Genomic DNA, 23,908 nt, shown 5'->3' with positions numbered 1-23,908 from the left:
CTTCATTTAGATATAAGCTTTTTGACAAGTTTGTCACCCTAACTTCAACACCAACTTAAGGAAATTGGGGCGGCCAAAGACTTGCGCCAGGGGCCCAAAGGATGACTAGCACATTAGAGGCCCTTGGAGCGCAGCGACTTAGGGACTCAATAGCTAGGCAAGGCGAGAGACTGGCTGGCCAGGCTCGAACCGGTCCAGGCCAAGGCAGACCGAGGCAGAAACAAAAAGGACCCCGCCCCTAACATAGAGGCTGGGTCCTTTTTAAAACTAATCAAATGCTGACATTAAATCTGGGTTCTGGGTGGTTTGGAAGGAGACCTGACCCTCTTGGTCTGGTTGGGCTGTGGCCTCCAAAATATAGGCATGATTGTGCCGCTTAACGAAGGCAATCACCTGCTTGCCGTCTTGGCGCACATAAATGGCCGTCACTTCATAGTTGAGGTCACTCTTGCCTAGCTGCATACCATAGAATTGGAAACTTGCTGCTTGGCCGTCCACTTTGGCTTGGTTAAGGACTTGGTCGGGAACCGCCAAATCATAATAAGACAAGGCTGTAGCTGGCGTGGCAGCCTGATAAGTTTGGCCTTGGGCCTTGCTGTAGGCTTCCATGACTTGGGCAATATGATCCCTTCTAATATCACTTGGCCCCGCGATTGTGCCCTCATCACTCGTTTGGCCACTGTCCCGATTGTCAGGATTGAGGTACTTAGCAAAGCCCTGACTCAATTCCTGATTCTCGGTCTCTTTGAAATCTAACTTATCGCTGTCAGCCAAATGGGCCTGACTGTAGAGGACTTGAGGCTGACCTTGATGGAGGGTGAAGAGGTAGAGGTGACGCTGACTTGGGTCCGAGTCTGTTGTCTCATAGCTATCCAAGATTAGATAGTCATAACGAGCGTTTTTGACATTGCCCATAATATTCCAGGTCACGGCTTGCCCATGAACGGTGGCGTTTTTGAGCCGATTACTGCTGTCGCCAATACCCACAAAATCTTCCAAATGCAAAGGCCGATAGTCTTGCTTCATACCTTGGGCCCACTTGAAGAAGAAGGAAGCAAAGGCTTGCTTATCCCAATTGAGATAGTGTTGAAAGTCTGCTGACTCCTGCTCAATGCGTTGGCTATCTTGGGGGTGGAGACCCTTGAGCCGCTCCCCTTCCTGATAGGCCGCAGTAAAAGGCGCTTGGACTGAAGACCGCGCATCTTCACTCAGCGAATCGCGGTAGTCCAGCTGCTTTTGATAGGCGGCTTGCATCTGCTTGAAATAAGAGGGCTGAGCCTGACTGCTAGCCGGCTCCTGGCTGGCTTGCGAGGCCCCTTTAGATTTGGCCTCACTTGCTGACTGACTACTTGACTGGCTACGACTGGATTGACTAGTAGACACACTGCTGACGGATTCACTGGTCACAGAATTCGCGACCTGTGTGCTAGTAGCTCCCTGATTGCCTTGACCATGCCCACACCCACTTAGGGCTAGGGCACTAATAACCGTACCGACGAGTAATGCATATCGCTTACTCATGGTGACGCGCCTCCTTTTTGGTTGTGACTTTTACTTACAGCCTTATTATAGTCCTCACAAAGAAAAAAACAAGGGCTTACATGGTTTAAATATAGACTATTTTGTGTCTTATTCTAGACTAATTTGTCACCCTAACTTAGGCACCAACTTAAGGAAATTAGGGCGACCAAAGACTTGCGCCAGGGACTCAATTTTTAACGCTAGTCCCAGCCTTGGCCTGATCCGGTGCGGGCAAAGTGCCCTTGTGGCCTAAAGGATGGCGGGCGTATGAGTGGCCTTGGAGCGGAGCGACTTAGGCCACCATAGACCGCCAAGGCGGAAGACAGCCGTAGGCTGGCTGGAGCCGGTCCCGCCACAAGGGTCCACTTTGCCCTAAGCACCCGACCAGGCCAAGGCAGACCGAGGCAGAAACAAAAAAAAACAGAGGTCACTTAGACCTCTGTCCCTTACTCGCTATAGCTTGTCTTATTTACCGAATGACTTAACGCGATCTTGGTCAGCCATGTATTCTTTGTCGCCAGCTGGTGCCACCACGCTACCGAATGGTGCTTGAGCACGTAATTTCCAAGTAGATGGGATATTGTATTTAGCGGCTACTTTTTCGTCTACTAATGGGTTGTAGTGTTGCACGTTCATGCCGATGTTTTGTTCAGCCAATGCCAACCATACTGCGTATAAGTTGATCCCGTGTGCTTGTTCTGACCAGATTGGGAAGTTGTCAGCGTAGAGTGGGAAGTTAGCTTGTAAGCCTTCTACGACTTCTTGGTCTTCGAAGAAGAGGATGGTCCCAGCCCCTGCTGCGAAACCTGCTAAACGACCTTTAGTCCCTTCAAAAGCTTCCGCTGGCGTTACCTTTTCAAGTTCGCTGTAAGCAATCTCGTTCCAGAAGTCTTCAGACTCTTTGCCGAATAAGATGACGGCACGGCTAGATTGAGAGTTGAAAGCAGATGGTGCTTCTTTCATGGCTTTTTCGACGATTTCAACAAGAGCATCGTTAGAAACTGGCAGCTCCTTACCGAGCGCATAAATTGAACGACGTTTTGCTTGTAATTGGTTAAAGTTTGACATATTAATTACCTCTATTCTTTCTATTTTATATATTCTAATCCCCAAGGGATATTTAATTTACTTAGATTATTGAGCGCTTTGGGCAATGGCCTTTTCTAAATCATCCACCACATCTTGCATGGTGATGCGCTTGAGTTCATTTTCCATGGCCGCTTGGATCTGTATCAATTTGCCATCCACCGCTTGGTGAATATTGCGGCCTACCGGACAGTCCTGATGTGGGTTAGGATGGAAATTAAAGAGCCCATCCTTGTCAACACTGTCTACCGTGACATAGATATCATAAAAAGTGATGGCATCCAGGGGCTTGGCCAAGCGTGATCCCCCACTGCCTTGACGCGACTCGATAATGCCAGCCGCCTTCAAGCCGGATAGGACCGACCGCACGACCACGGGGTTGACCTGAATACTCTCCGCTAGGAAGTTACTTGTTACGCGTTGCTGGTCTTGTCTCAAATAGATGACGGCCAATGAATGGATTGCAATGGTAAAGCGACTTGATATTTGCATAGACTCACATCCTATTTCTTACTTTCTTACCATGGTTGTGACGACTTAAGGCTGCTTAAGCAACCGTCTGCCTGGTTTACCATTGGCTACTGGGACAACTCCTTAGTCTACCCTCCTTTATTGTCAAATGCCAACTTGTAACTTTACTCATTACAAGTTCATGCTTAAATCTTATCACCCACTCTTTTATTTGTCAACCCCATTGACTTATAATTTTTAGAGGTCCATTTTTCCTTGATATAGAGCCATTCTTAGCTAATCAAACTAGGTTAGATCGAGTGCAAGGACAAATTTCTTTGAGTCCTGCAGGTTAGCCCCCTCCCATTTGCCCTAAGCATAAACACGAACGAGGCCATTTTTCTTGGCCCCGGCCATTCGTTTTTTAGCCACAAGGCCTGACATTTCTGTTATAATCATAGCAGAAGCCCCTTGCAAGGGCTGGCCATTACCAAGCATTCTAGGAGGACCGCTAATCCATGACCCATCTATCTGATATTGAAATTGCTAACTCTGTTAGCCCTCGCCCCATCGAAGACATCGCTGCTTCAGTGGGCTTAAAACCCCAAAACCTCTTCCGCTACGGCCATCACATCGCCAAAGTGGACCTGGCTTCCCTACCCAAAGAAGCAAGCAAGCCAGGCAAACTAGTCCTAGTGACTGCGATTACCCCTACGCCTGCCGGCGAAGGTAAGACCACGACCTCAGTGGGGCTGGCTGATGCCCTGACCCTGATTGGCAAGAAGGCCGCCATCGCCCTGCGCGAACCCTCCCTTGGCCCAGTCTTTGGGGTCAAAGGGGGCGCCGCTGGGGGCGGCTATGCCCAAGTCATTCCTATGGAAGATATCAACCTGCACTTTACCGGGGACTTCCATGCTATCGGCGCAGCTAACAACCTGCTGGCGGCCATGCTGGACAACCACATCCACCACGGCAATGCCCTAGGCATCGACAGCCGTCGCATCACCTGGAAACGGGTGGTCGACATGAACGACCGCCAGTTACGTCATATCGTCAACGGCCTTCAAGGCAAAATTAACGGCGTGCCACGCGAAGACGGCTATGACATCACCGTGGCTTCTGAAATCATGGCGGTCCTCTGCTTGGCGACCAGCCTATCTGACCTTAAGGAGCGCCTGGCCCGCATCATCGTAGCCTATACCTTCGATGGTCGTCCCGTGACGGCCGCTGACCTTAAGGCTGAGGGCGCTATGGCCACCCTGCTCAAGAATGCCATCAACCCTAACCTGGTTCAAACCCTGGAAGGCACTCCTGCCTTTGTCCACGGCGGACCATTCGCTAACATCGCCCACGGCTGTAACTCGGTCCTAGCTACCAAACTAGCCCTGCGCCAAGCCGATTATGTGGTCACCGAAGCCGGCTTCGGCGCTGACCTAGGGGCAGAGAAATTCCTAGACATCAAGTGCCGTCTGGCTGACTTAGAGCCTGACGCAGTTGTGCTAGTTGCCACCATCCGGGCCCTCAAGATGCACGGCGGCGTGCCTAAGACCGACTTAGGTCCTGAAAACGTGGAAGCCGTCAAGGCTGGCTTGCCTAACTTGGACAAGCACTTGGCTACTATCCAAGAATCCTTTGGCCTGCCAGTGGTCGTGGCCATCAACAAGTTCCCAACCGACACTGAAGCTGAACTGGAGGCCGTCTACCAAGCCTGCCAAGCCCGTGGCGTCGACGTGTCCATTTCTGATGTTTGGGGCCAAGGCGGGGCCGGCGGTCGTGATTTGGCTGAGAAAGTAGTGGCTCTGACGGAGGCTCCTAAGGACTTCCGTTACATCTACGACCTGGAAGATTCCATCCAAGACAAGATCACCAAAATCGTCCAAAAGGTCTACGGTGGCGCAGGCATCAGCCTAACCCCAGCAGCCAAGCGTGAGCTCAAGGAGCTGGAAGACCTGGGATTCGGCCAGCTACCAATCTGTATGGCCAAGACCCAGTACTCCTTCTCCGACAATGCTAGCCTGATTGGGGCACCTAAGGACTTCACTGTCACCATTAAGAAACTCAAGGTTTCTGCCGGCGCCGGCTTCATCGTGGCCTTGACCGGTGACATCATGACCATGCCAGGTCTGCCTAAATCCCCTGCCGCTGAACGTATCGACATCGATGCCGACGGCAAGGTGACCGGCCTCTTCTAATCTAACCCGAAACAAGCAAAGAGCCCCTGCCAGATGGCAGAGGCTCTATTTTATTGCTTTTGTAAACTTGGCAAATAATGCAGCAAGGCATGGGCCACGCCGTCTTCTTGATTGGATAGGGTCACATAGTCGGCCTGGGCCTTAATGGCCTCACTGGCATTGGCCATGACCACAGCCTGACCTACCACCTGGAACATGGCCAGGTCATTGGTCCCATCGCCAAAGGCCATGAGTTCCTGACGGATCAGCCCTTCCCGCTCCTGGATATACTGTATACCCAGGGATTTCTGAGCCAGACGCGGCGTGACTTCCAGATAAGGAATGCTAGTCTGGTAGAGACCGATTTCGGCTTCTGGATAGGCTGTTGGCAAATAGGCTTTGACCGCTTCCATGAGCTCATGGTCGAAGGTTACCAGCATGAGCTTGAAGACCTTGCGCCAAGGGGCCTGGAAGAAGTCCTCATAGTCCACTAGGACATAGTCTAGACCCGTCAAGTTCTGCTCGTAGGCCACACAGTCATCGTAGCGGTCCACAAACCAGGTCTGATCGTCGAAGACACTAATGCTGAGGTCAGGATAACGACCTCTTAAATCCAGGACCAGGGTCTTGGCTAATTGATAGTCCATTCGGACCTCATGAATGACCCGGTAGCCCTCAAGGCTGGCCTGGAAAATATAGCCCCCATTGAAGCCCACGTGGACATCATGCAGGCCCAGCTGGTCGATAGCTTCCCGCATTTCCATAGGCGAGCGGGCCGAGACCAGGGTCAGGGGCAGGCCCACTTGGCGAATGACCTGGGCCGTCTCCGGGCTAATGCGGCCGTCCTCCCGCAAAATGGTTCCGTCCATATCGGAAAAAAGATGTCTAATCATGGCTGCCTCCTTGCGAGCTTGTGCTTACTAATCGTTGACAGACGCCTCAATTATTGAGAATAAATTTCTCAAAATTGAATATTTTCATAAGAAGCAAGAAGGCTACAATCACCAGTAGTACTAAAACCGTAATGAAAACCACCGTTTCAAAGACACCTAGGATTAAGACCCCGGTGGATTGAGAAAGCAAGATACCGATGATTGGCATTACGATGATCATGGATACCCCTTGGGCTGACTTACTGTTCTTCAAATATTGTGAACTGCCAATAATCAGCAAGATTGATAAAAAGACCAGCAGAGGCGAAATCACTAGGATTACTAATATCCAGGTCAGATTAGGCAAGATCAGATGCCCAAAATAGCCCCAGCCTAGTGTATTCACCACTAAGATATAAGCCAGAGAGGAAAGCGTGGACAGGGCCAAGGACGGTAAGGCACAACCTAAGGCTTTTCCTAGAATCAGGACTTTTGGAGATAGGGGCGTGTATAAGAGGCCCTCCAAAGTCTTGTGCTCCTTCTCCCCAATAAAGCTGTTGCTGGCTAATAGCGTCGCAAACATAATAGGCTGCAACATAAATAGCGGTAAGAAGAAGTAGGTCAGGACAGCGTAGAGGGGTATGGTTTCCTTGGTCAGATAAGCTGGATAATCGATCAGCTTAAATTGTTCAAGAAAAGTATTTAGACCCACTATGCTAGCCGACACTTCCTTACTCGTGCCCACTAGTAATAAGACTGTTGGAAGGACAATACTGAAGATAATGGCCATGGACAGTAAGGACAGCAGTAAGCCTTTCTCCTTGACTAATTCCTTGTATTCCTTTTTGATCATGACCTTTAATTGCTGTCTATTCATGGCTATCTACCCCAATAATTCTAAAGTATATTTCTTTGACGGTTTCCCTTACTTTATAGACATAATGAATGTCATTTCCTTTTTGAACTAAGCTTCTGACCAGGTCAGCTAGCTGATCATCATTCTCCACTGAGATGGTAAATTCATCCTGCAGATTCCCGTTTACTTGACCATGGGCAAGTAATTCTTTGATGTGGTCGGGCTTAAATTTACCTTCAAAATGGACTTGCTTATCTTGGCGGCGTAGCTTATCCACTGCATCGCTGATCAGTATCTTTCCTTCAGAAATAATGCCAATACTATCGACCACGCCATCCATCCCGTAGAGATAGTGGGTGGACATGATAATGGTCACACCCTCTTGCTTGAGGGTCTTAATGAAGTCATAAAACTCATCAATGGCAGCTGGGTCTAGCCCGGTTGTTGGCTCATCCAAAATCAAGACCTCAGGATTATGAAACATGGCTCTGGCCAGCATGACTTTCTGCCGATTACCCTTACTGAGACTCCCTACTGGCATGTTAGAATAGGCTTCTAAATGAAACTTCTGTTTCAATTCGGCTAGGCGTTTTTGGATAGTAGCCTGGTCTAAACCATAGATTTGACCCCATAAGGCCAGATTGTCTTCAATCGTTAGATTTTCATAGAGATTCCCATCATTTTGAACCCCAATACGCAATAAGAGATCAGACCTGGATTGAGCGGTCAGCTCCTGGCCAAAGAGCCTAATCGTCCCCGTCTCAGCCTTCAACAAACCTAAAATGATACGAATCAGGGTAGTCTTCCCTGCCCCATTGGGTCCCAGCAAGGCGAAGACTTGGCCTCTCCCAATACTTAAAGAGACATCTTGAATGACCTGTTTGGACCCAATTTTCTTATTAACTCCATTAATCTCAATTACCATTAGCTTTTCGCGCTCCTCTTACGACATCTATCAAGCAGATTAAAATATATGACGGTGAACTCTGAATCTATTTCTATCTCTTTCTCATACCTTTGGGCACTAATTTTGGCGCCTCCTTTGTAGCTAGCGTAACTAATACTCCGCCTTGGCAAAATATTCCTTGAGCTCGTCAATGGCGATTTCTAAGTCTACTTCTTCTGCCTTCTTGGGCAGGCGCAATTCTAGGACTTGCCAGTTAGCCAGGGACACAATCAGATAGCGAGTCTTCTGCAGTCTGCCCCACCAGTTGCGTTGGTGGCGGCTAGACTCAGCTGGCCGCATATTCTGGTCGGGCTCTTCCCAGTTAATATCGAAATCCAGGGTCAGAATATCATTGAAATGCCAGACCTCTAGTCCATCTCCCCAGAAGATTAGGTGGTTCTGATAGACCATGCAGGTAATCTCCGGCCACTCCCGGTCGGGCTGGAAGTCATCGCTTTCCACTTGGGGATAGTTTTGGACTAGGTAGTGCCAGCGCTCCTTATTGTGGTGGCGAATGAGCCAGCATTGGCGGATTAGCCAGAGCAAGCGGGCGATTAGAGGCGCAGCAAATAATATCAGTGCAACTCTAAAAATATACATGAAGAGTAGGCTTGCTAGGCAACGGGCAATGGCCCCATAGCGAGAGCGGAGGCCTAGGCCATAGATGCGGTGCCTCGGGAAATGGCTATTAGGCAGGGGCCTTGGTGGGGTAGCTTTTTGCGACATAGTTTACTCCTTGGTTTGACAATCTAATGCTAAGCGCTCTTCTAAGTAGGCGATCTTAGCGAAGTCTTTATGATTATTTTGATCATTACGATAGGAATCCTGGGAGGAAGCCCGGTAGATGGCCAGATACTGGCTCATGGTAGGTAAATAGAAGCGGACCCCCTGACAGTCTTCCAGGGGCAAGTCCGCCAAGGCCACGCCGGCAAAGTCTGGCAAAGTATCCATAGCGCCAAACTCTACTGAGCCGGCAGGCCCTTGGAATTCATGCTCGTGTCGGTCTACCAAGACATAGCCCAGATCCTCCATCAGGCCTTCAAGCAGCTCAAAGTCATAGATGCGTAAGTGGTCAGGCGCCTCCCACCCCCGCCGGTCACCTGGCACATGGATGTCCAGGTCGCGCGCCTGCCAGGATTGGCCCGTCCGGACCTCCAGACCGACCGATCCCATCAAGAGGGGCACAAGGCCTCGCTCATTCAGGGCTCTAGCAATGCTTAAAAAGGCTTCAAATAAGGGACTTGTCATCAACTAACTTGGCTCCCTTCTTAGAGGCTAGCCGCTTGGGCTTGAATTTTATCTAGGAAGGCCGCAATTTTCTCAGGCTTGCTGCCACGCACATAGGCTAATTGGCTTTGCTTGACTGGCTTAATGCCCACCATGCGCAGAATATGGCGAGCTAAAACGCGACCATAATCCTGCATGAAGAGGCGGGCGAAGAAGCCTACTGTATCGTGGGTGGTAATGACACAGCCGGTTCGGCCCTTAAGCAGGGCTTGAGGGATTGGATTATCACTATAATCGTAGGCAAAGCCCTTAACCAAAACACGATCAACAAAGCCCTTGAGTATAGCAGGCATGCCGCCCCACCAAATAGGATAGATGAAGATCAGATGATCAGCCCAAGTCACTAAGTCGCGATAAGGAGCCATTTGAGGGTCCTTGTCTAAATCGCGGCGTTTATGGTCTTGGTCGAAGACTAGGCAGGGATCAAAGCCCTTTTCCTTGTGCTCTAGGTAGAGATCCAGGGTCTTGACCTCATGGCGGGCATCTAGCCCAGCCTGCACTCGGGCTAAAATCTGAGCATTGAGGCCTTGATGATTTGGGTAGGCATAAACAATTAGGACTTTCATGGTGATAACCTCCTTATAATCTATGACGTGTTAGTCGACTTGCTCCTCCTCGGCCAAGAGACGTTGGAAGCCATACTCATAGAGGTAGCTAGCCAGACGGGTCAGGACGACAGGACGTTGGGCAATTTCGGCTTGAACCCGAACCATGGCATCCACTGAGACCTGTAATCTCAACATGGCCTGGCGGTAGCGCCAGTGGTTGTAGACATTCATCACAACCAGGAAGACTAAGCAGAGCGAGGTCAGGTTCCAGACAAACTGGTCCGGCCTTAAGGCCAAGAGCCCCGTCAGCATGGTCCTCAAGAAAGGCCAAGCCTGGTCCAAATGACCATTCAAGAATGTTACCACTAAGACCAAGAGCACGAAGCCCAAGACAAAGAGCAGACCATCTTGTAGGCTATCAAGCAGAGCCAGCAGGGACTGGACGATTTTCTTAGCGGTCAGACCACTCAGGTCCTGCTTAATCAGCTCCTGGTAGCGATCGTAGTCGCGCTCAGTCAGGTCGGCCTCTTCCCGCTCCAGCTGAAGGACCAGCTTGTCCCTGTCCTCTGGACTCAGTTTCCTAACATTGCTTGGCTCCATCTTAACACCTCCTTGATAGCTCTATTATAGCACAAAGGCAATTAGGCCCCAAGTCCTCCCCCTTATCCTTGATTTATGAGCCCAGAATTATTAAAATGATAGATGAATAGTATACTGTAAAGGATTTGACTGCGATTATGCAACTGCTTGAAGGCGTCTATGCCCCCCACCAACACAAACGACTCAAAGACATCCTCTTCCTAGTCATTGGCATCCTACTTTTTAGCGTCTATGCCGGCCTGCTAGTCCCTTATAACGGGATCGGGGCCAGTGGCACTATCGGGATTGGGCTTATTATGCAGAAGTATTTCGGCATTCCCATTGGGACCACCCAATTAGCCCTCAACGTCCCCCTCTTCTACATTGCCTACAAGTATATCGGCAAGCAATTTCTCCTACTAACCGGAGCTACGATCTTCGCCTCCTCCTTCCTCATTAACAACCTGCCCAATATGGTAGCGCCAGTTGAACTCAACGATTCCCTAGTGGCCGCCATCTTCTGTGGTATTATCTCGGGGATTGCCATGAGCTTTCTGCTGATTGCGGGTGCTTCAACAGGCGGGACCGACATTACCGGTAAATTCCTGGCCAAGCGCTTCAAATGGAGCATCCCAACGGTCTTCCTCATGCAGGACATCCTGGTCTACAGCTTGATCTGGCTGACCTTCGACATTCAACACGTTATGTATGCCCTGATTATGAGCTTCGTCCGTAACCAGACCATGAAGAACATCCAACGCTTCTTCTCGGCCTATATCCAATGTTCCATTATCTGTCTCAATCCGCAAGAAGTCGTGTCTGCCATCAACTCCCGTCTGGGCCGGGGCTCGACCATTATTGAAGTGGAAGGTGGCTATTCCCACCAGAAACAATACATGATCATCCTCATTATTCAGCAAAATGAGCTGCATACCCTCAAGAAAATTATCGCCCAAACCAGTCCCAAGTCCTTCATCACCATTACCAACATCAACAACATCTTGGGCAACTTCAAGGAACACTCCTACGAATTATAAGACAACAAAAAAGGCCGGCACACACCCTATAAGTTGGATTATTTTATCCAATTTATGGGGTGTCTTTTAATGCAAATAAGCTATTCAGAACTAGTAAAGTATTATAAAAAAGGAGAGCCTAAGCTCTCCTTGTGATCACAACGTTTTATAGAAAGTCTTTTCTAGGGGTCACCTTAAAGCGTGCAGCCAATTCTCTAAGCTGATTATCGCTAATATCTTGCTTTATACGGCCCCCTTGAGCGCCAATTTGACTGTAAATCATTGCCGCTTTTTCAATCACCTCAATCAAGCCGTAGGTCTCATCGAGTGAGTTTCCAGAAGCAAAGAGCCCATGATGGGGCCAGACTACTGCTGAAAAATCGCCCATTTTTCTTGCGGTTGCTTCCCCTATCTCTGTTGTGCCTGGTGTCATATAGGGAATGAGACCCACACCTTCTGGGAAAACCACTAAGGACTCGGCCTGCATTTTCCAAAGTAGTCGCGATAAGTGACGTTCATCCAAATCCTGAGTGAACGTTAGAGCAATTAAGTTAGTTGGATGACAATGGAAGATTACCCGATGGACCGGATTAATCTTCAGACGCTCAATATGACTCATCAAATGGCTAGGAAATTCAGAAGTTGGTCGTCCGCCATCTTCAAAGCCCCAGACAACATCATAGCTTAAGCCATCATTTGAAATACGAACGAGCCCCAAGTCAAGCAAGGGTTGCTTAGTTACATTACGAAAATAGCGTCCCGTCCCCGTTACCAGATAGTATTGTCCAGCTAAATTGGATGCCTTAAAACCCAATTCATGACTTGACCTAACCTCAGAAATATCCTCGTAGCCCACAAGCTCTTCCGCGCTTAAGCGGCAGGAAACGTTGCCGCCGTTTCGCTCATCCCAATATCGTAGATAGGACTCATAGGTTACTTCACACATTTTTTTTACAAAGGAAGATTCTATAAATTTCATAGTTGCCTCTTTTCTAGTTTCGTTTACTTAATACTTCTTTTTCGTATTGACGGACATCGTCTAACCAATCCAGACCTACTGGGACCTTGTTTTGCAAGCAGAAATAATTCCAAACATCTGCATAAGGGAAGTCTTTCAGCTCCTCCGTATAAGCCAAACGACCGGTAAAGTCAAAATGATTCTCCATAGCCTTCAAGTCAGCTGTTGGCTCAAGCAAGGCTTTTAAGAGAGCTTTTTGAGTATTACGGCTACCAATTACCCAGGCAGCAATCCGATTAATTGTAGCATCAAAGAAGTCTAAGCCAATTACTGTCTTATCCAACAAGTCATTACGTACTAGTTCTTTAGCAATATCTTGCAACTCGTCGTCCATAATCACCACGTGATCTGAATCCCAACGCACTGGACGAGATACATGTAGCATAAGACCTTTCCCAAACAAGGCAAGTGAAGATAATTTATTTGAGATTACTTCAGTTGGATGAAAATGTCCTGCGTCTAGAAGAATCATTTTGTCTCGCGTTAGGCCATAGCCCATATAGAATTCATGGGAGCCGACTGTATAAGCTTCCGCACCGATACCAAACAACTTACTTTCGACCGTATCTTGAGTACAAGCTTCATCCAGTTGTTCAGAGAAGATTTCGTCAAGAGACTCCATCAAGCGTTTACGAGGAGTTAGGCGATCAATCGGATTGTCCTTATATCCATCTGGCACCCAAAAATTGTTGTAACAGACTTGATTCAATTCTCTCCCCATGTATGCAGCAATCTTTCGACTTCGCTTCCCATGTTCAATCCAATAGTCACGCACTTCTTTGTCGGGGTGTGACAAAGTCAGCCCATCCTTCATCATAGGATGCGAGAAGAAGGTAGGATTAAAATCAAGCCCCACACCCTGCTCCTTAGCCCACGCTACCCATTTTTCAAAGTGCTTTGGTTCAATTTGATTCAAATCCACTTTCTCATCTGTATCCAGATAAATGGCATGCAGATTTAGCTTGTGTCGCCCAGGAATCAAGCTATAGGCCTTTTCCAAGTCTTGGCGCAGCTGATCTGGTGTTTTAGCAGCACCTGGGTAATTCCCCGTTGACATGATGCCCCCCGTCAGTTCACCATCCGGTGTAAGGAAGCCTCGTACGTCATCGCCTTGCCAACAGTGTACAGAAATCTTAATATTTTGAAGCCTTTCGAGGGCGTTATCGGTATTAATACCGATTGCTGCATAGCGTTCTTTAGCAACTTGATAGGCTTGTTTAATTTGTAATTCGTTCATGTTTTTCTCCTTAAATTTGCGGTCTGTAACATTCAAAACTACTAGATGACGCTAGCCAGTGACGAGCTTGCGAGAGATTCTCAAATTCTCCAACACTAATCATTTGTACCAGAATATTTCCAATCGCAGTAGCCTCTCCCGGCCCTGCAATGACTTCTTTCCCAATGAGATTGGCAGTTAACTGATTGAGCAAGCTCACGTTAGAACCTCCACCCACTACATGAAGGTAATCAATCGTCTTGCCACTTAAGTCTTCCAATTTCTTCAACTCCCTAGCATAAATATGAGCTAGGTTAGAATAGACACACATGACTAATTCTCCCACAGTCTTCGGTATAGGCTGCCCACTTTCACGGCAGGCGGCTTGAATCTCCTCAATCATGTTTTTAGGGTTGTTAAAACGATCATGGTTCAGGTCGATTTCTTGTAAAAAGGCATGTAGGCTTGCTGCTTGCTCTGCCATTTCCTGATAGGAAAATTGGTAATCTGTTAGACGCGCAATCTCCTGCAAGCACCACATACCTGTGATATTTTTTAAAAGGCGGTAGGTATGATAAACACCCCACTCATTGGTGTAGTTTGCTTGATAGGTCTTAGCATTTACTAGGGGCAAGTCATTCTCTATACCAACAAGTGACCAGGTCCCGCACAATAGAGAACCAAGTCCTTTACTTCAGCTATTTGCTTCGTAGCCTTTTTGGAAGAATCGAACAGAAGACCTGTAGCTATTTTTAGTGGCCTTTAAGCCAAGAGCTCTTCAAAGTCCATGCCACTAGAATTCTTATCGAACTGGCTGTTATAGAGGTCAGCATAGAAGCCGCCTTGAGCCATGAGCTCCTGGTGGTTACCTTGTTCGATAATGCGACCTTCCTGCATGACCAGGATATAGTCGGCATTTTTAATAGTCGACAGACGGTGGGCGATGACGAAGGAAGTCCGCCCTTCCATAAGGGTATCCATGGCCTGTTGAATCAGCTCTTCGGTCCGGGTATCCACCGAAGAAGTGGCCTCGTCCAAGATCAGCAGTGGTGCATCCTTAAGCAAGGCGCGGGCAATGGTCATGAGCTGCTTTTGCCCGACCGACAAGGTGACCGTGTCATCCAGGACCGTATCGTAAGCCTTAGGCAGGGTCATAATATAGTGGTGGACGCCGGCCGCCTTGGCCGCCTCGACCACCTGGTCGTCACTAATGCCAGTCTGGTTGAAGATCAAGTTTTCCTTGATGGTCCCTTCAAAGAGCCAGGTGTCCTGTAGGACCATGGCGAAGGCATCATGGACTTCCGACCGTTTCATTTGGGCCAGGTCCACGCCATCAATGGCGATGGTCCCCTGGTTGATTTCATAGAACTTCATAAGCAGGTTAACAATGGTGGTCTTACCTGCCCCAGTCGGCCCTACAATGGCAATCTTCTTACCAGGGCGGGCTTGGGCCGTAAAGTCATTAATGATGGTTTGATCAGGCCAATAACCAAAGGTGACCTGGTCGAAGGTGACCTGCCCCTTAATGTCGGTCAAGGCCTGTGGCAGTTGGTGGTCATCCGCCATTTCTTCTTCATTAAGGAATTCGGAGACCCGACTCATGGCCGCCCCCGCTTGTTGCAAGGAGGTCATGCCTTGGGCCAGTTGGGAAATGGGTTGACCGAAGATCCGCACATAGACCATAAAGGCCACGATGGTCCCCATGGTCACGCCACTGCCCTCCTGCAAGGCCAAGATAGCCCCAACGATAATAACCAGGACGTAGGCGAAGTTCCCAATGAAAATCATAAGCGGCATCATAATGCCCGAGATAAATTGAGACTTCCAGATGCTGTCATGGAGTTGGCCATTGAGCTTGGCGAACTGGGCCAGAGACTCAGGCACAGCATTGTAGCTAGTGACCACATTGTGACCTGAATAAGTTTCCTCTACGAAGCCATTGACGGCCGCCAAGTTGACTTGTTGGGCCTTGAAGAAGGCTTGGGCCCGCATGCCGATAAACATAATCAGGATAAAGCCCACGAAGACGGAAACCACCGTCACTAGCGATAGGATGACATTGGCGGTGAACATCATAATCAGAACCGCGATAATCATGATGACCGAAGAAATCACATTGGCCAGACTCTGGTTAAGGGATTGGCCGACAGTATCCACATCGTTGGTCACCCGTGACAGGGTATCCCCTTGGGAGTGACTATCGAAGTAGGCCAAGGGTAGACGGTTAATCTTAGTCGCGATAGCCCGGCGCAGCCGCTGGGACAGACGCTGAATCATGGTGGTGATAATGAAGCCTTGTAGGTAGTTAATCACCGCCCCAAAGGCATAGAGCCCGGCTAGCAAGAAGCCCACAGCTGAAATGGCCTTGAGGTCCATATTGCCTGACATGCCTTGGCCAATCAGGTTGGTCATTTCTTCCAACTTACGTGGCCCATAGACCGTAATCATACTGAAAATGGTCGCCCCAATCAGAGCCAAGACCAAGGGCAGTTGAAAGCCTTGAATATAAGGTTTGATTCCCTTAAAGAGGGATGGTTTGGATGTCTTATTGGCCATCTTCTAATTCCTCCTTGGATAATTGAGAGTAAGCAATTTCGCGATAGACTGCGTTGTCCTTGAGCAATTCCTTGTGGGTCCCCTGGCCGACCACTCGACCTTGGTCTAGGACCAGAATCAAGTCAGCCTCCATAATGGTGGAAATCCGTTGAGCCACAATCAACTTAGTCATGTGGGCCGTCTCCTTGGTCAAGGCCTCACGCAAGATACGGTCGGTCTTATAGTCCAAGGCTGAGAAGGAATCGTCAAAGATTAAGATTTCTGGCTTACGTGCCAGAGCCCGGGCAATGGCCAGACGTTGGCGTTGACCACCCGAGAAGTTGGTCCCGCCCTGAGCCACATGCTCGGCTAGGCCGCCTTCCTTGGCCTCTACAAAGTCCTTAGCTTGAGCCAATTCAAGGGCCTGCCACATCTTGGCTTCCGTCAGTGGGCTTTCTAAGCTTTCCCCCATATCCAGGTTGGACTGGATGTCGCCTGAGAAGAGGACGGCCTTTTGAGGAATGTAACCTACCCGCTTGCGCAGTTCAGTCAAGTCGTAGTCGGCCACGTTGACGCCGTCGACCAGAATCTGGCCTTCTGACACATCGTAGAAGCGTGGAATCAAGTTAACCAGGGTGGATTTACCTGAACCGGTTGAGCCGATAAAGGCCACGGTTTGACCAGCTTGAGCCTGGAAGGACACGTCTTGGATGACCGGCTCGGCTTCTTGGGCATAGCGGAAGGTCACATTTTGGAAGGTGACTTGGCCCTTGAGACTTGGGTCTGGAGACTGGCCTTGGTCTGGTGAATGAATGCTTGGCTCTAGTTCTAGGACTTGATTGATTCGGCCCGCTGCCACCAAGCTACGGGGCAGGATGAAGAAGATAATCCCCATCAAGAGGAAGCCGATGACAATCTGCATAGCGTAGGACATGAAGACAATCATTTCACTGAAGAGACCAACTTTATCAAATAAGTTAGCGGAGGCAATGAGATAGGCCCCGATCCAATAGATGGCCAGGGTCAAACCTGAGGAAATCCCCGACATAATAGGGTTGAAGATAGCCATGAGGTTGTTAACGAAGAGGTTGAGTCGGGTCACTTCATTGTTAGTGGCTTCGAACTTAGCATCTTGGTAGTCCTCCGCATTGTAGGCCCGAATGACCCGAATCCCCATCAGACTCTCGCGGGTAACGGCATTGAGCTTATCAGTTAATTTCTGAATGACCGCTTGCTTAGGAAAGGCCAAGGTCATGAGGACTACAGTCATTAAAATGATGATTAAGATCGCTACCCCCACTGCCCAAAGCCAGGCCTCGGACTTGCCCACAATCTTGGTCATGGCCCAAATAGCCATAATGGGACCGCGAACGATGACCTGGAGGCCCATGGTAATCAGCAACTGAATCTGGCTGATGTCATTAGTGGTCCGGGTCAAGAGAGAGGGAATACTGAAACGCTTGATTTCAGCATCTGAATAGCTGAGGACTTGGCTATAGATGTCCGACCGCAAACGGGTGGTATAGCTAGCGGCTAGACGGGCGGCTAGGAAGCCCACCATGACTAGGCTGGCGAAACTAGCTAGGGATAGGCCCAACATGAGGGCTCCTGGACCCATTAACTGATCTAGGCCCACGCCTGGTGTTTGTAAGAGTGTGGCCACTTCCTTCATATAACTTGGAACTTCTAAGTCCAAGTAGACGGCTAGGAAGATGAAGGCCACGGTAAGACCCACCATCCCCCATTCACGGGCGCTGAGTCGCTTAATTAATTTAAACATGGTCTACTCCTTTGTATTCAATATGTTCCAGATTTTGTGTCAATTGGCGAATTACTCGATGGAAGACCGCTAGATCTTGCTCACTGAGTCCTTCCAGCAATTGGTCGTGGATGGTTTTTAAGAAATGATCGACCTGGGCTTGCTTGACCAGGCCTTGCTCGGTCAGGGTCACATACTTGCGCCGCTTGTCGCGGGAATCAGGCTTAATGTCAATCAGCTGATTCTTCTCCATACGCTTGAAGAGTTGGCTAGCCACCGGCTTGGAGATTTTCATTTTCTCTGCTACTTCCATCATGGTAACCGGTCGCTCTTGGTGGTGGAAGAGATAGGTCACTACCCGCCCTTGGGGTCCAGCTAACCAGTCCATCCCGGCTTCCTTGGCTAGGTTCTGGGCTTGATTTTTAAGACGATGGCTGAAGACCACCGTGTCATGGATACAACCTTCCATTGGCATCCCTCCGTCAATAGTTATCATGCTAACTATTCTAGCATAGGCCTGCCCCCATGGCAAGTTGTAGCCTCTCGACAAAACTTTAGAAATACTTTAGAATTGCTTGAGAGATATTTGATTTTTAGGTCCTATACTAAGAATTATCAAGGAGCCAAGCTCCACATTAGCAGAAAGGACGTGTTCAACATGACCCCCATCCTGACCACCCAGTCCCTAACTAAAAACTATGCCTCTGGCCCGGCCCTGACCCAGGTCAGCCTCAGCCTAGAAGAAGGCGACATCTACGGCTTAATCGGCCAAAACGGGGCCGGTAAGACGACCCTACTCAAGCTTATCACCAGACTCATTCACCCTACTTCAGGCACCGTCTCCCTCTTCGACTCTAGCAGCGACCGGGAGTGGAGCCAGGCCCTGACTCGGGTGGGTGCCGTCATCGAGTCACCAGCCGCCTTTCCTAATCTGTCGGCCTACGAGAACTTGCGCTACCAAGCCACCCTCCTCTGCCTGCCCCAAGCCGAGCAAGTCATTCAGGAGACCCTAGAATTGATTGACCTCCAGAATGCCGGCCGCAAGCCCTTCAAGGACTTCTCTCTGGGCATGAAGCAACGCCTGGCCATCGGTCTGGCTATCTTGGCCAAGCCCGACCTGCTCATTTTGGATGAGCCGGTCAATGGCCTAGACCCCATCGGCATTAGCGACTTGCGTGCCCTCCTCCTCCGCCTCAACCGCGAGTTAGGCATGACCATGATTATTTCCAGCCACATCCTAAGCGAGCTCCAGCAACTGGCCAACCGCTTTGGCTTTATCAAAGACGGACGGCTAATTAAGGAAATCTCCAAGACCGAATTCGATAGCCTGTCCGAAGACTATATTGTCCTCAAGACCCATGCGGTGGAAGCTGCCAGCCGCCTGCTAGAAAGCCACTTCAGCTATCCCTTCAAGGTGGTGGCCGAAACGGGTGAAATCCATGTCTTTGCGCCTGCCAACCAGTTGTCGGCCGTTAATACCGCCCTGGTCCAAGGCCAAGTGGCCCTAGATGAGATTTATTATGCTAAACAGAACCTAGAAAACTACTTCACCCAATTGATTCACGAGGAGGATGCTCACCATGTTAGCCATTCTTAAAGCCGATTTCCGTCGTCTGCTTCGTTCTAAGGGTTTCTGGACCATGGAAATCCTGCTCCTGGCCTTCAACTTCCTCATTGTCCTCCTAGCTCATCCTACCGTCCTCAAGTTTATCTCGGGCCTCCAAGGAGTCAGCGGTGCCGAGGGCTTGGAGCAGCTGAGATTGGACGGCTTGACCGCCGTCAGCCAGGCCATTGAAAGCGGAGCTGGTATTCAGATCTTTATGCTCTTTTTGACCCTCTACTTGGTGGGGCCTGAACTCAACCACCAACTCTATAAAAATTCTCTATCCGCCGGCATTTCCCGCTTCAGCTACTACTTCAATAAATGGCTGATGATTTTCCTCTTAACCGGCTTCAACCTCTTCCTCTACACCAGCACCCGCTATCTATACGCCAGCCTCTTCCTGGATATGTCGGGCCTAAGTCCCGAGGTGCTTGGACAAGGAGTCCAAGTCCTTCTGCTCCAATGGCTCTTCATCCAATTCTGGGTAGCCGTCATCCTGACCCTCCTCCACTTGACCCACTCCATCCCCATCAGTCTGGTCTTTTTCTTCTTAGTTGGCCCTTCTACCAACTACCTAGCCCTGCTCCTGCCAAAAATCACCTGGCTGCGCTACGTCGATGTGCAAGCCAACTTCGCCCTCCTATCAGACCCCAACCTAGCCCTGGCCGTGGGCCTTTCGCTAGTCCTAAGTACCATCTTCGGCTGCCTAGGTTACCAGATTTTCAAAAGACGTGACTTATAATAAAAGAAGCTAGGATGTAGGTCCTAGCTTCTTTTTATTCATAATATTCATATCTACTTGCATAGGCTTCAATTTATCAACACTCTATTATCGCTAGTTAGAATTCTCTTTCCTTTTCGAGTAAAATTTCATCTTGAAAAGCACCTATTAATTCATCAATTCGACTTACAAGATTAATATATCTAATATCATCAGAAAATATGTATCTGATTATCTCTAGTCGGCTAATTTGTTTTTCTAACACCGGAATTTGGCTTCCAATCCCACTAGTAAAATACTTATGAAAATGAATCTTCATGTACGTTGATAGACCGTATCCCCTATCTTTCATGAGATTATATGCACCTATCATATCATTTGGATCTAAAACTTCAGTACCTATATTAATTACTTTTATAAACTCTTCTTCATCCGAAGATCTACTTAATAGTTCCTGTATTAAATCCTGCCTATTCTTTAATAGCTCTTTCAAACACGAATTACTATAGTAAAATACTAAATCGCCCTCTCTTATAATATAAAGAGCAAACCTCATAATTAATTCATCAAAGAACTCATAATTTTTTAGTCGGTAAAGAATGCTCTCCAATATTTGTCCGTTAAGAGTCTTGTTTCTATATAGTTCCTTAAGTACTTCAAGTCCAAAGCTTAGATTATGTTCAATCAATAAGCCAAGTAAGGAGCAAGATTCATCTATAGGTTTATCTAGATTCGAAAAATAGAGACTCTCCAAGATGTCATAATTAATAACTTTTACTATTTGTTTAGCCTCTTCTTCACGTATATAATTTGGTATCCAAAAATATTCAGAATCAGATTTCAAAATACCTTTCGATAGAAAACCCGGACAGAACTCTTCAAATTTCAAAAAAGATGTAATCGAATAGTACAATGGGACTGAATAATCCTTCAATAGCTCAATAAGGCTGTCATATTGTTCTTTTGTAATCTCTTTTGCCATTATGAGAGTTGCTAACCGCCATTCACTTTTATGAAAATCTGGTATAAAACTTAATAGGACGCTATAGTTAAGAGGGGAAACTTCACGTAAAAAGTCGGACGGGTGGAATCCGAATGGCCTATAATTTGATTTTAACATAGCTTGGATAAATATACATTGTTCTAAAAACGGCAAATTTTTATATAGATTATACAACACATGTTCAACATTATTACCAGAGAGCTTTTCATCTACATCGGTTATTAGCTTTAGATTTACGAAAAATGGTTCCCATTCTTCCTCATATTCATTTGCAATCCTGACGATCTCTTCCTCATGTATAGGCTTATATGGATATGCTAAACTACGCGACGAAATAATGCCGTAAACCTTTTGACGCTCTGAAACTTCATATCCTTCAAAAGCTTTGCTACCAATTTGATTGGCTAACTCAGATAATTGATATAGTGCCTTCTCTTCTAATACAGAAAGATTTTGCATCTCACAGAAAAATGCACTTCTTATCTTCGCCAAATCAGATTTAATCATCTTAGAATGAGATTCTAGATATTGTTTACTGTCTACACTATAGTTTAGCAGCATATTGATAATGTATTTTCTATGTTCTAAGTCCCCCGATATATATATATTACTCAGATTTTCTAACATTGTTTCTCTATACCCTATGAGAACCTCATTGTCAGGAAAAGTGTAAGTAGTATGAGAAAAATAATTTTCTATAAAAATAGCACTTTCGCGACGCAGCTTTAAAAAATCTTCGTACACAACGACATTGAGGCTCATTATATTTTTTATATCAAGATTGATAGCCTTACATAAGATTTCCATGGCTTCTTCCATAAAATAATAGTATCCGCCATTCTTTAGGAAATAGTTAAAACAATTGACTAATAAATTAAAAACCTGATCAATTATACTTGGCTTATGACTTAAGTATCCAAATAAGAGTTGCAACGAGATCTTAATGTGATCAGTCTCAATTAATGTGCTTAAAAGTATGAGTAGTTTATCGTGAACTGGATTATTCTTATTTGATATCTGCTCAATAGATATAGGAACTGGTAATATCTCGTCATTCGCCTGCAATATAGCTTCATGAACAAATTTGATTGTTTCATTCGGTACCAAAGAACCAAAAGACAACAGAAATTCTTCTCGAACCTCACAATCATCATTCGGTATTTTGGAGTAGTAAGTGGCCGCTCCCTTCTGAACGGCATTCCAAAATTCTTCTTCTTCATAATATGTTTGAGACTGAGCTAGTATTTCTACAAAACGCTTCCTATCGATGCTATATAATATTTCAAATAGGCGGATAATATCATTTTTTCTAGTACTCAAGTACTTGATTACTACATAATCACCTAAGGTTTGATCCGCAATCTTGCAAATGCAGTCATTATGAACATCAATGAGCTCTTTATTATGGAGTCCTTTGATTCGACCTTCTACCTCTAGATCATTCACTTGAAGTAACTTTGCTAATTCAGAATAAACTAAATTTTCTTTTCTATCCTTATACTTAAGCCTATACAAAAAATAAACAATGAACAAGATATCTAAGTCTTCAGAATCTATTTCATTTGACAATAAAATATCTTCATAGTAATCCCTTAATATTTCATAATGATTCGCGTAAGTCTTCGATTTATCTTTTTTCGATAAAATTGCTGCCAAAACCAATAATCGAGGGTTGTTTTGTCCGGCCTCAATAAGATCTTGAATAGTCTTTGAATGAATATTGTCGTCCGAAAACTGCCTAATTAAATCTTTTCTTTCATCTAACCCCAGTTCTTTTACAGAGATTTTCATATATTGATATTTCTTAAGATATGACTCAATAGATTCTCTGGAATAAGATCTACAGGTTACGATAAATTTTATTTTTTCATCAATATTTAGTAATGAAATAACTGCCTCATAATCCAATACCAAATTGACATCATCCATGAAAACTACTGTATCTTTGCCTCCGTCAATAAATCTCTTAAGGTCTTGATAAGTCGCCTGTCCGTTGCTTTTTATACATAGTACAATGTATCCTTTTTTCTCCAGTTCCTTACATATTTCAATTCCCAATCTTGTTTTGCCCACTCCAGCATTGTCAGCTATTAGCAAAACTTGAACATCCGATTCTATTATAGATACATAATTGTCTACGCTCCCACCTAAATAATCATTTGAAATAGGTGCATTAGTTTTACTATGATCATGTATTTTTATGAAACTTTCAATATCCCATACTTGATCAGTAGATTCACTCACCCCTAAAATATCTCTAGCAATGTAATGATAACCAATATTTGAGTATAACGTATATGCAATCTCATTGATACCAATCAATTCTAATTCAAAAGGGCTTGCCTCTTCTTCAAATTTTGCTTTCTTTTCAGGCCCAATATTTGAGCTCGTATGACAACATATTATTTTTTCTATCTGTTCAGTACCTAAGCCGAGCTTTTCAATCTCTTCCTTTACAGACTTAATATCCCCCGATATTTTCTTTTCTACTTGTGAATGAGTCCCATACATCACAAAAATTTGCTTACCATTCGGAAGTACTAAATAAGTATCTGGAATTCCTTTTGTAGGCTTATTTGTTCCTTCTTGTGATCCTAATGCGTTAAGTTTATAGCCCGGAAACTTCTTCGCTAAAAAAGCGTCACCTAGTTTCTGAAATTCACCTCCGCTCAGCTCTTTAATTTTATTCTCAATCGTATTTATCAGTGACATATGTGCATC

General features: G+C 46.7%; 21 protein-coding genes. 4 read left to right on the top strand and 17 right to left on the bottom strand.

Annotation, left to right across the window (positions count from 1 at the left end):
- Positions 1-267: 267 nt before the first annotated feature.
- The 3 genes from V7R82_RS02960 to V7R82_RS02950 form a co-directional block, all read right to left on the bottom strand.
- Positions 268-1,521: a DUF4767 domain-containing protein gene (locus V7R82_RS02960; RefSeq protein WP_338543304.1), complete on the bottom strand. Its 1,254-nt coding sequence runs from the start codon at positions 1,519-1,521 to the stop codon at positions 268-270.
- Positions 1,522-1,986: 465 nt separating this feature from the next.
- Positions 1,987-2,589, bottom strand: coding sequence for a nitroreductase family protein (locus V7R82_RS02955; protein ID WP_298077075.1), 603 nt, complete (start codon positions 2,587-2,589; stop codon positions 1,987-1,989).
- A 66-nt stretch (positions 2,590-2,655) separates the two neighbouring features.
- Positions 2,656-3,099, bottom strand: coding sequence for an Rrf2 family transcriptional regulator (locus V7R82_RS02950; RefSeq protein WP_298077076.1), 444 nt, complete (start codon positions 3,097-3,099; stop codon positions 2,656-2,658).
- 476 nt (positions 3,100-3,575) lie between these two features.
- Here V7R82_RS02950 and V7R82_RS02945 point away from each other — a divergent pair, with 476 nt between their 5' ends.
- The gene (locus V7R82_RS02945) at positions 3,576-5,249 is read left to right on the top strand and encodes a formate--tetrahydrofolate ligase (protein WP_338543301.1); all 1,674 of its coding nucleotides are present in this window, start codon (positions 3,576-3,578) and stop codon (positions 5,247-5,249) included.
- 50 nt (positions 5,250-5,299) lie between these two features.
- On the opposite strand, the gene V7R82_RS02940 is transcribed toward V7R82_RS02945, so the two are convergent.
- From V7R82_RS02940 to V7R82_RS02910, 7 genes are all read right to left on the bottom strand, one after another.
- Positions 5,300-6,121, bottom strand: a complete 822-nt coding sequence (locus V7R82_RS02940; protein ID WP_338543300.1) for an HAD family hydrolase — start codon at positions 6,119-6,121, stop codon at positions 5,300-5,302.
- 46 nt (positions 6,122-6,167) lie between these two features.
- A complete protein-coding gene (locus V7R82_RS02935) occupies positions 6,168-6,977 on the bottom strand; it encodes an ABC transporter permease subunit (RefSeq protein WP_338543298.1) in 810 nt (269 codons plus the stop codon).
- Positions 6,970-7,881: an ABC transporter ATP-binding protein gene (locus V7R82_RS02930; RefSeq protein ID WP_338543297.1), complete on the bottom strand. Its 912-nt coding sequence runs from the start codon at positions 7,879-7,881 to the stop codon at positions 6,970-6,972. The genes V7R82_RS02935 and V7R82_RS02930 overlap by 8 nt, the downstream gene beginning before the upstream one ends.
- Positions 7,882-8,013: 132 nt before the next feature.
- The gene (locus tag V7R82_RS02925; protein ID WP_314394787.1) at positions 8,014-8,628 is read right to left on the bottom strand and encodes a hypothetical protein; all 615 of its coding nucleotides are present in this window, start codon (positions 8,626-8,628) and stop codon (positions 8,014-8,016) included.
- Positions 8,629-8,631: 3 nt separating this feature from the next.
- On the bottom strand, positions 8,632-9,150 hold the full coding sequence (locus tag V7R82_RS02920; protein WP_338543296.1) for a phosphoribosylanthranilate isomerase: 519 nt from the start codon (positions 9,148-9,150) through the stop codon (positions 8,632-8,634).
- A 20-nt stretch (positions 9,151-9,170) separates the two neighbouring features.
- The gene (locus V7R82_RS02915) at positions 9,171-9,755 is read right to left on the bottom strand and encodes an NAD(P)H-dependent oxidoreductase (RefSeq protein ID WP_338543294.1); all 585 of its coding nucleotides are present in this window, start codon (positions 9,753-9,755) and stop codon (positions 9,171-9,173) included.
- A 30-nt stretch (positions 9,756-9,785) separates the two neighbouring features.
- Positions 9,786-10,337 (bottom strand): hypothetical protein, encoded by a 552-nt coding sequence (locus V7R82_RS02910; RefSeq protein WP_338543293.1) that lies wholly within the window; start codon positions 10,335-10,337, stop codon positions 9,786-9,788.
- Between the two features lie 137 nt (positions 10,338-10,474).
- Here V7R82_RS02910 and V7R82_RS02905 point away from each other — a divergent pair, with 137 nt between their 5' ends.
- The gene (locus tag V7R82_RS02905) at positions 10,475-11,353 is read left to right on the top strand and encodes a YitT family protein (protein ID WP_291427422.1); all 879 of its coding nucleotides are present in this window, start codon (positions 10,475-10,477) and stop codon (positions 11,351-11,353) included.
- Between the two features lie 145 nt (positions 11,354-11,498).
- Here V7R82_RS02905 and rhaD read toward each other — a convergent pair whose 3' ends face one another.
- The 6 genes from rhaD to V7R82_RS02875 all read right to left on the bottom strand — a co-directional run bounded on the left by rhaD (position 11,499) and on the right by V7R82_RS02875 (position 18,329).
- Complete coding sequence (gene rhaD, locus V7R82_RS02900; RefSeq protein WP_338543290.1) at positions 11,499-12,311, bottom strand: rhamnulose-1-phosphate aldolase; 813 nt, start codon at positions 12,309-12,311, stop codon at positions 11,499-11,501.
- Positions 12,312-12,324: 13 nt separating this feature from the next.
- On the bottom strand, positions 12,325-13,587 hold the full coding sequence (gene rhaA / locus V7R82_RS02895) for an L-rhamnose isomerase (RefSeq protein WP_070755894.1): 1,263 nt from the start codon (positions 13,585-13,587) through the stop codon (positions 12,325-12,327).
- Positions 13,588-13,597: 10 nt separating this feature from the next.
- Positions 13,598-14,200 (bottom strand): FGGY-family carbohydrate kinase, encoded by a 603-nt coding sequence (locus V7R82_RS02890; protein ID WP_338543288.1) that lies wholly within the window; start codon positions 14,198-14,200, stop codon positions 13,598-13,600.
- A gap of 128 nt (positions 14,201-14,328) precedes the next feature.
- A complete protein-coding gene (locus V7R82_RS02885; protein ID WP_338543287.1) occupies positions 14,329-16,122 on the bottom strand; it encodes an ABC transporter ATP-binding protein in 1,794 nt (597 codons plus the stop codon).
- Positions 16,112-17,881 (bottom strand): ABC transporter ATP-binding protein, encoded by a 1,770-nt coding sequence (locus V7R82_RS02880; RefSeq protein WP_338543286.1) that lies wholly within the window; start codon positions 17,879-17,881, stop codon positions 16,112-16,114. The genes V7R82_RS02885 and V7R82_RS02880 overlap by 11 nt, the downstream gene beginning before the upstream one ends.
- On the bottom strand, positions 17,874-18,329 hold the full coding sequence (locus V7R82_RS02875) for a MarR family winged helix-turn-helix transcriptional regulator (RefSeq protein ID WP_338543284.1): 456 nt from the start codon (positions 18,327-18,329) through the stop codon (positions 17,874-17,876). Before V7R82_RS02875 ends, V7R82_RS02880 begins: the two co-directional genes overlap by 8 nt.
- 189 nt (positions 18,330-18,518) lie before the next feature.
- Here V7R82_RS02875 and V7R82_RS02870 point away from each other — a divergent pair, with 189 nt between their 5' ends.
- The gene (locus V7R82_RS02870; protein ID WP_338543282.1) at positions 18,519-19,457 is read left to right on the top strand and encodes an ATP-binding cassette domain-containing protein; all 939 of its coding nucleotides are present in this window, start codon (positions 18,519-18,521) and stop codon (positions 19,455-19,457) included.
- Complete coding sequence (locus V7R82_RS02865; RefSeq protein WP_338543280.1) at positions 19,441-20,205, top strand: hypothetical protein; 765 nt, start codon at positions 19,441-19,443, stop codon at positions 20,203-20,205. Before V7R82_RS02870 ends, V7R82_RS02865 begins: the two co-directional genes overlap by 17 nt.
- 97 nt (positions 20,206-20,302) lie before the next feature.
- Here V7R82_RS02865 and V7R82_RS02860 read toward each other — a convergent pair whose 3' ends face one another.
- Complete coding sequence (locus V7R82_RS02860; RefSeq protein ID WP_338543279.1) at positions 20,303-23,899, bottom strand: hypothetical protein; 3,597 nt, start codon at positions 23,897-23,899, stop codon at positions 20,303-20,305.
- Positions 23,900-23,908: the final 9 nt, after the last annotated feature.

Origin of the sequence: Abiotrophia defectiva ATCC 49176 (genome assembly GCF_037041345.1) — a bacterium.
In the GTDB taxonomy this organism is placed as follows: Bacteria; Bacillota; Bacilli; order Lactobacillales; family Aerococcaceae; genus Abiotrophia.
This window is presented reverse-complemented; position numbering and strand designations above follow the sequence as displayed.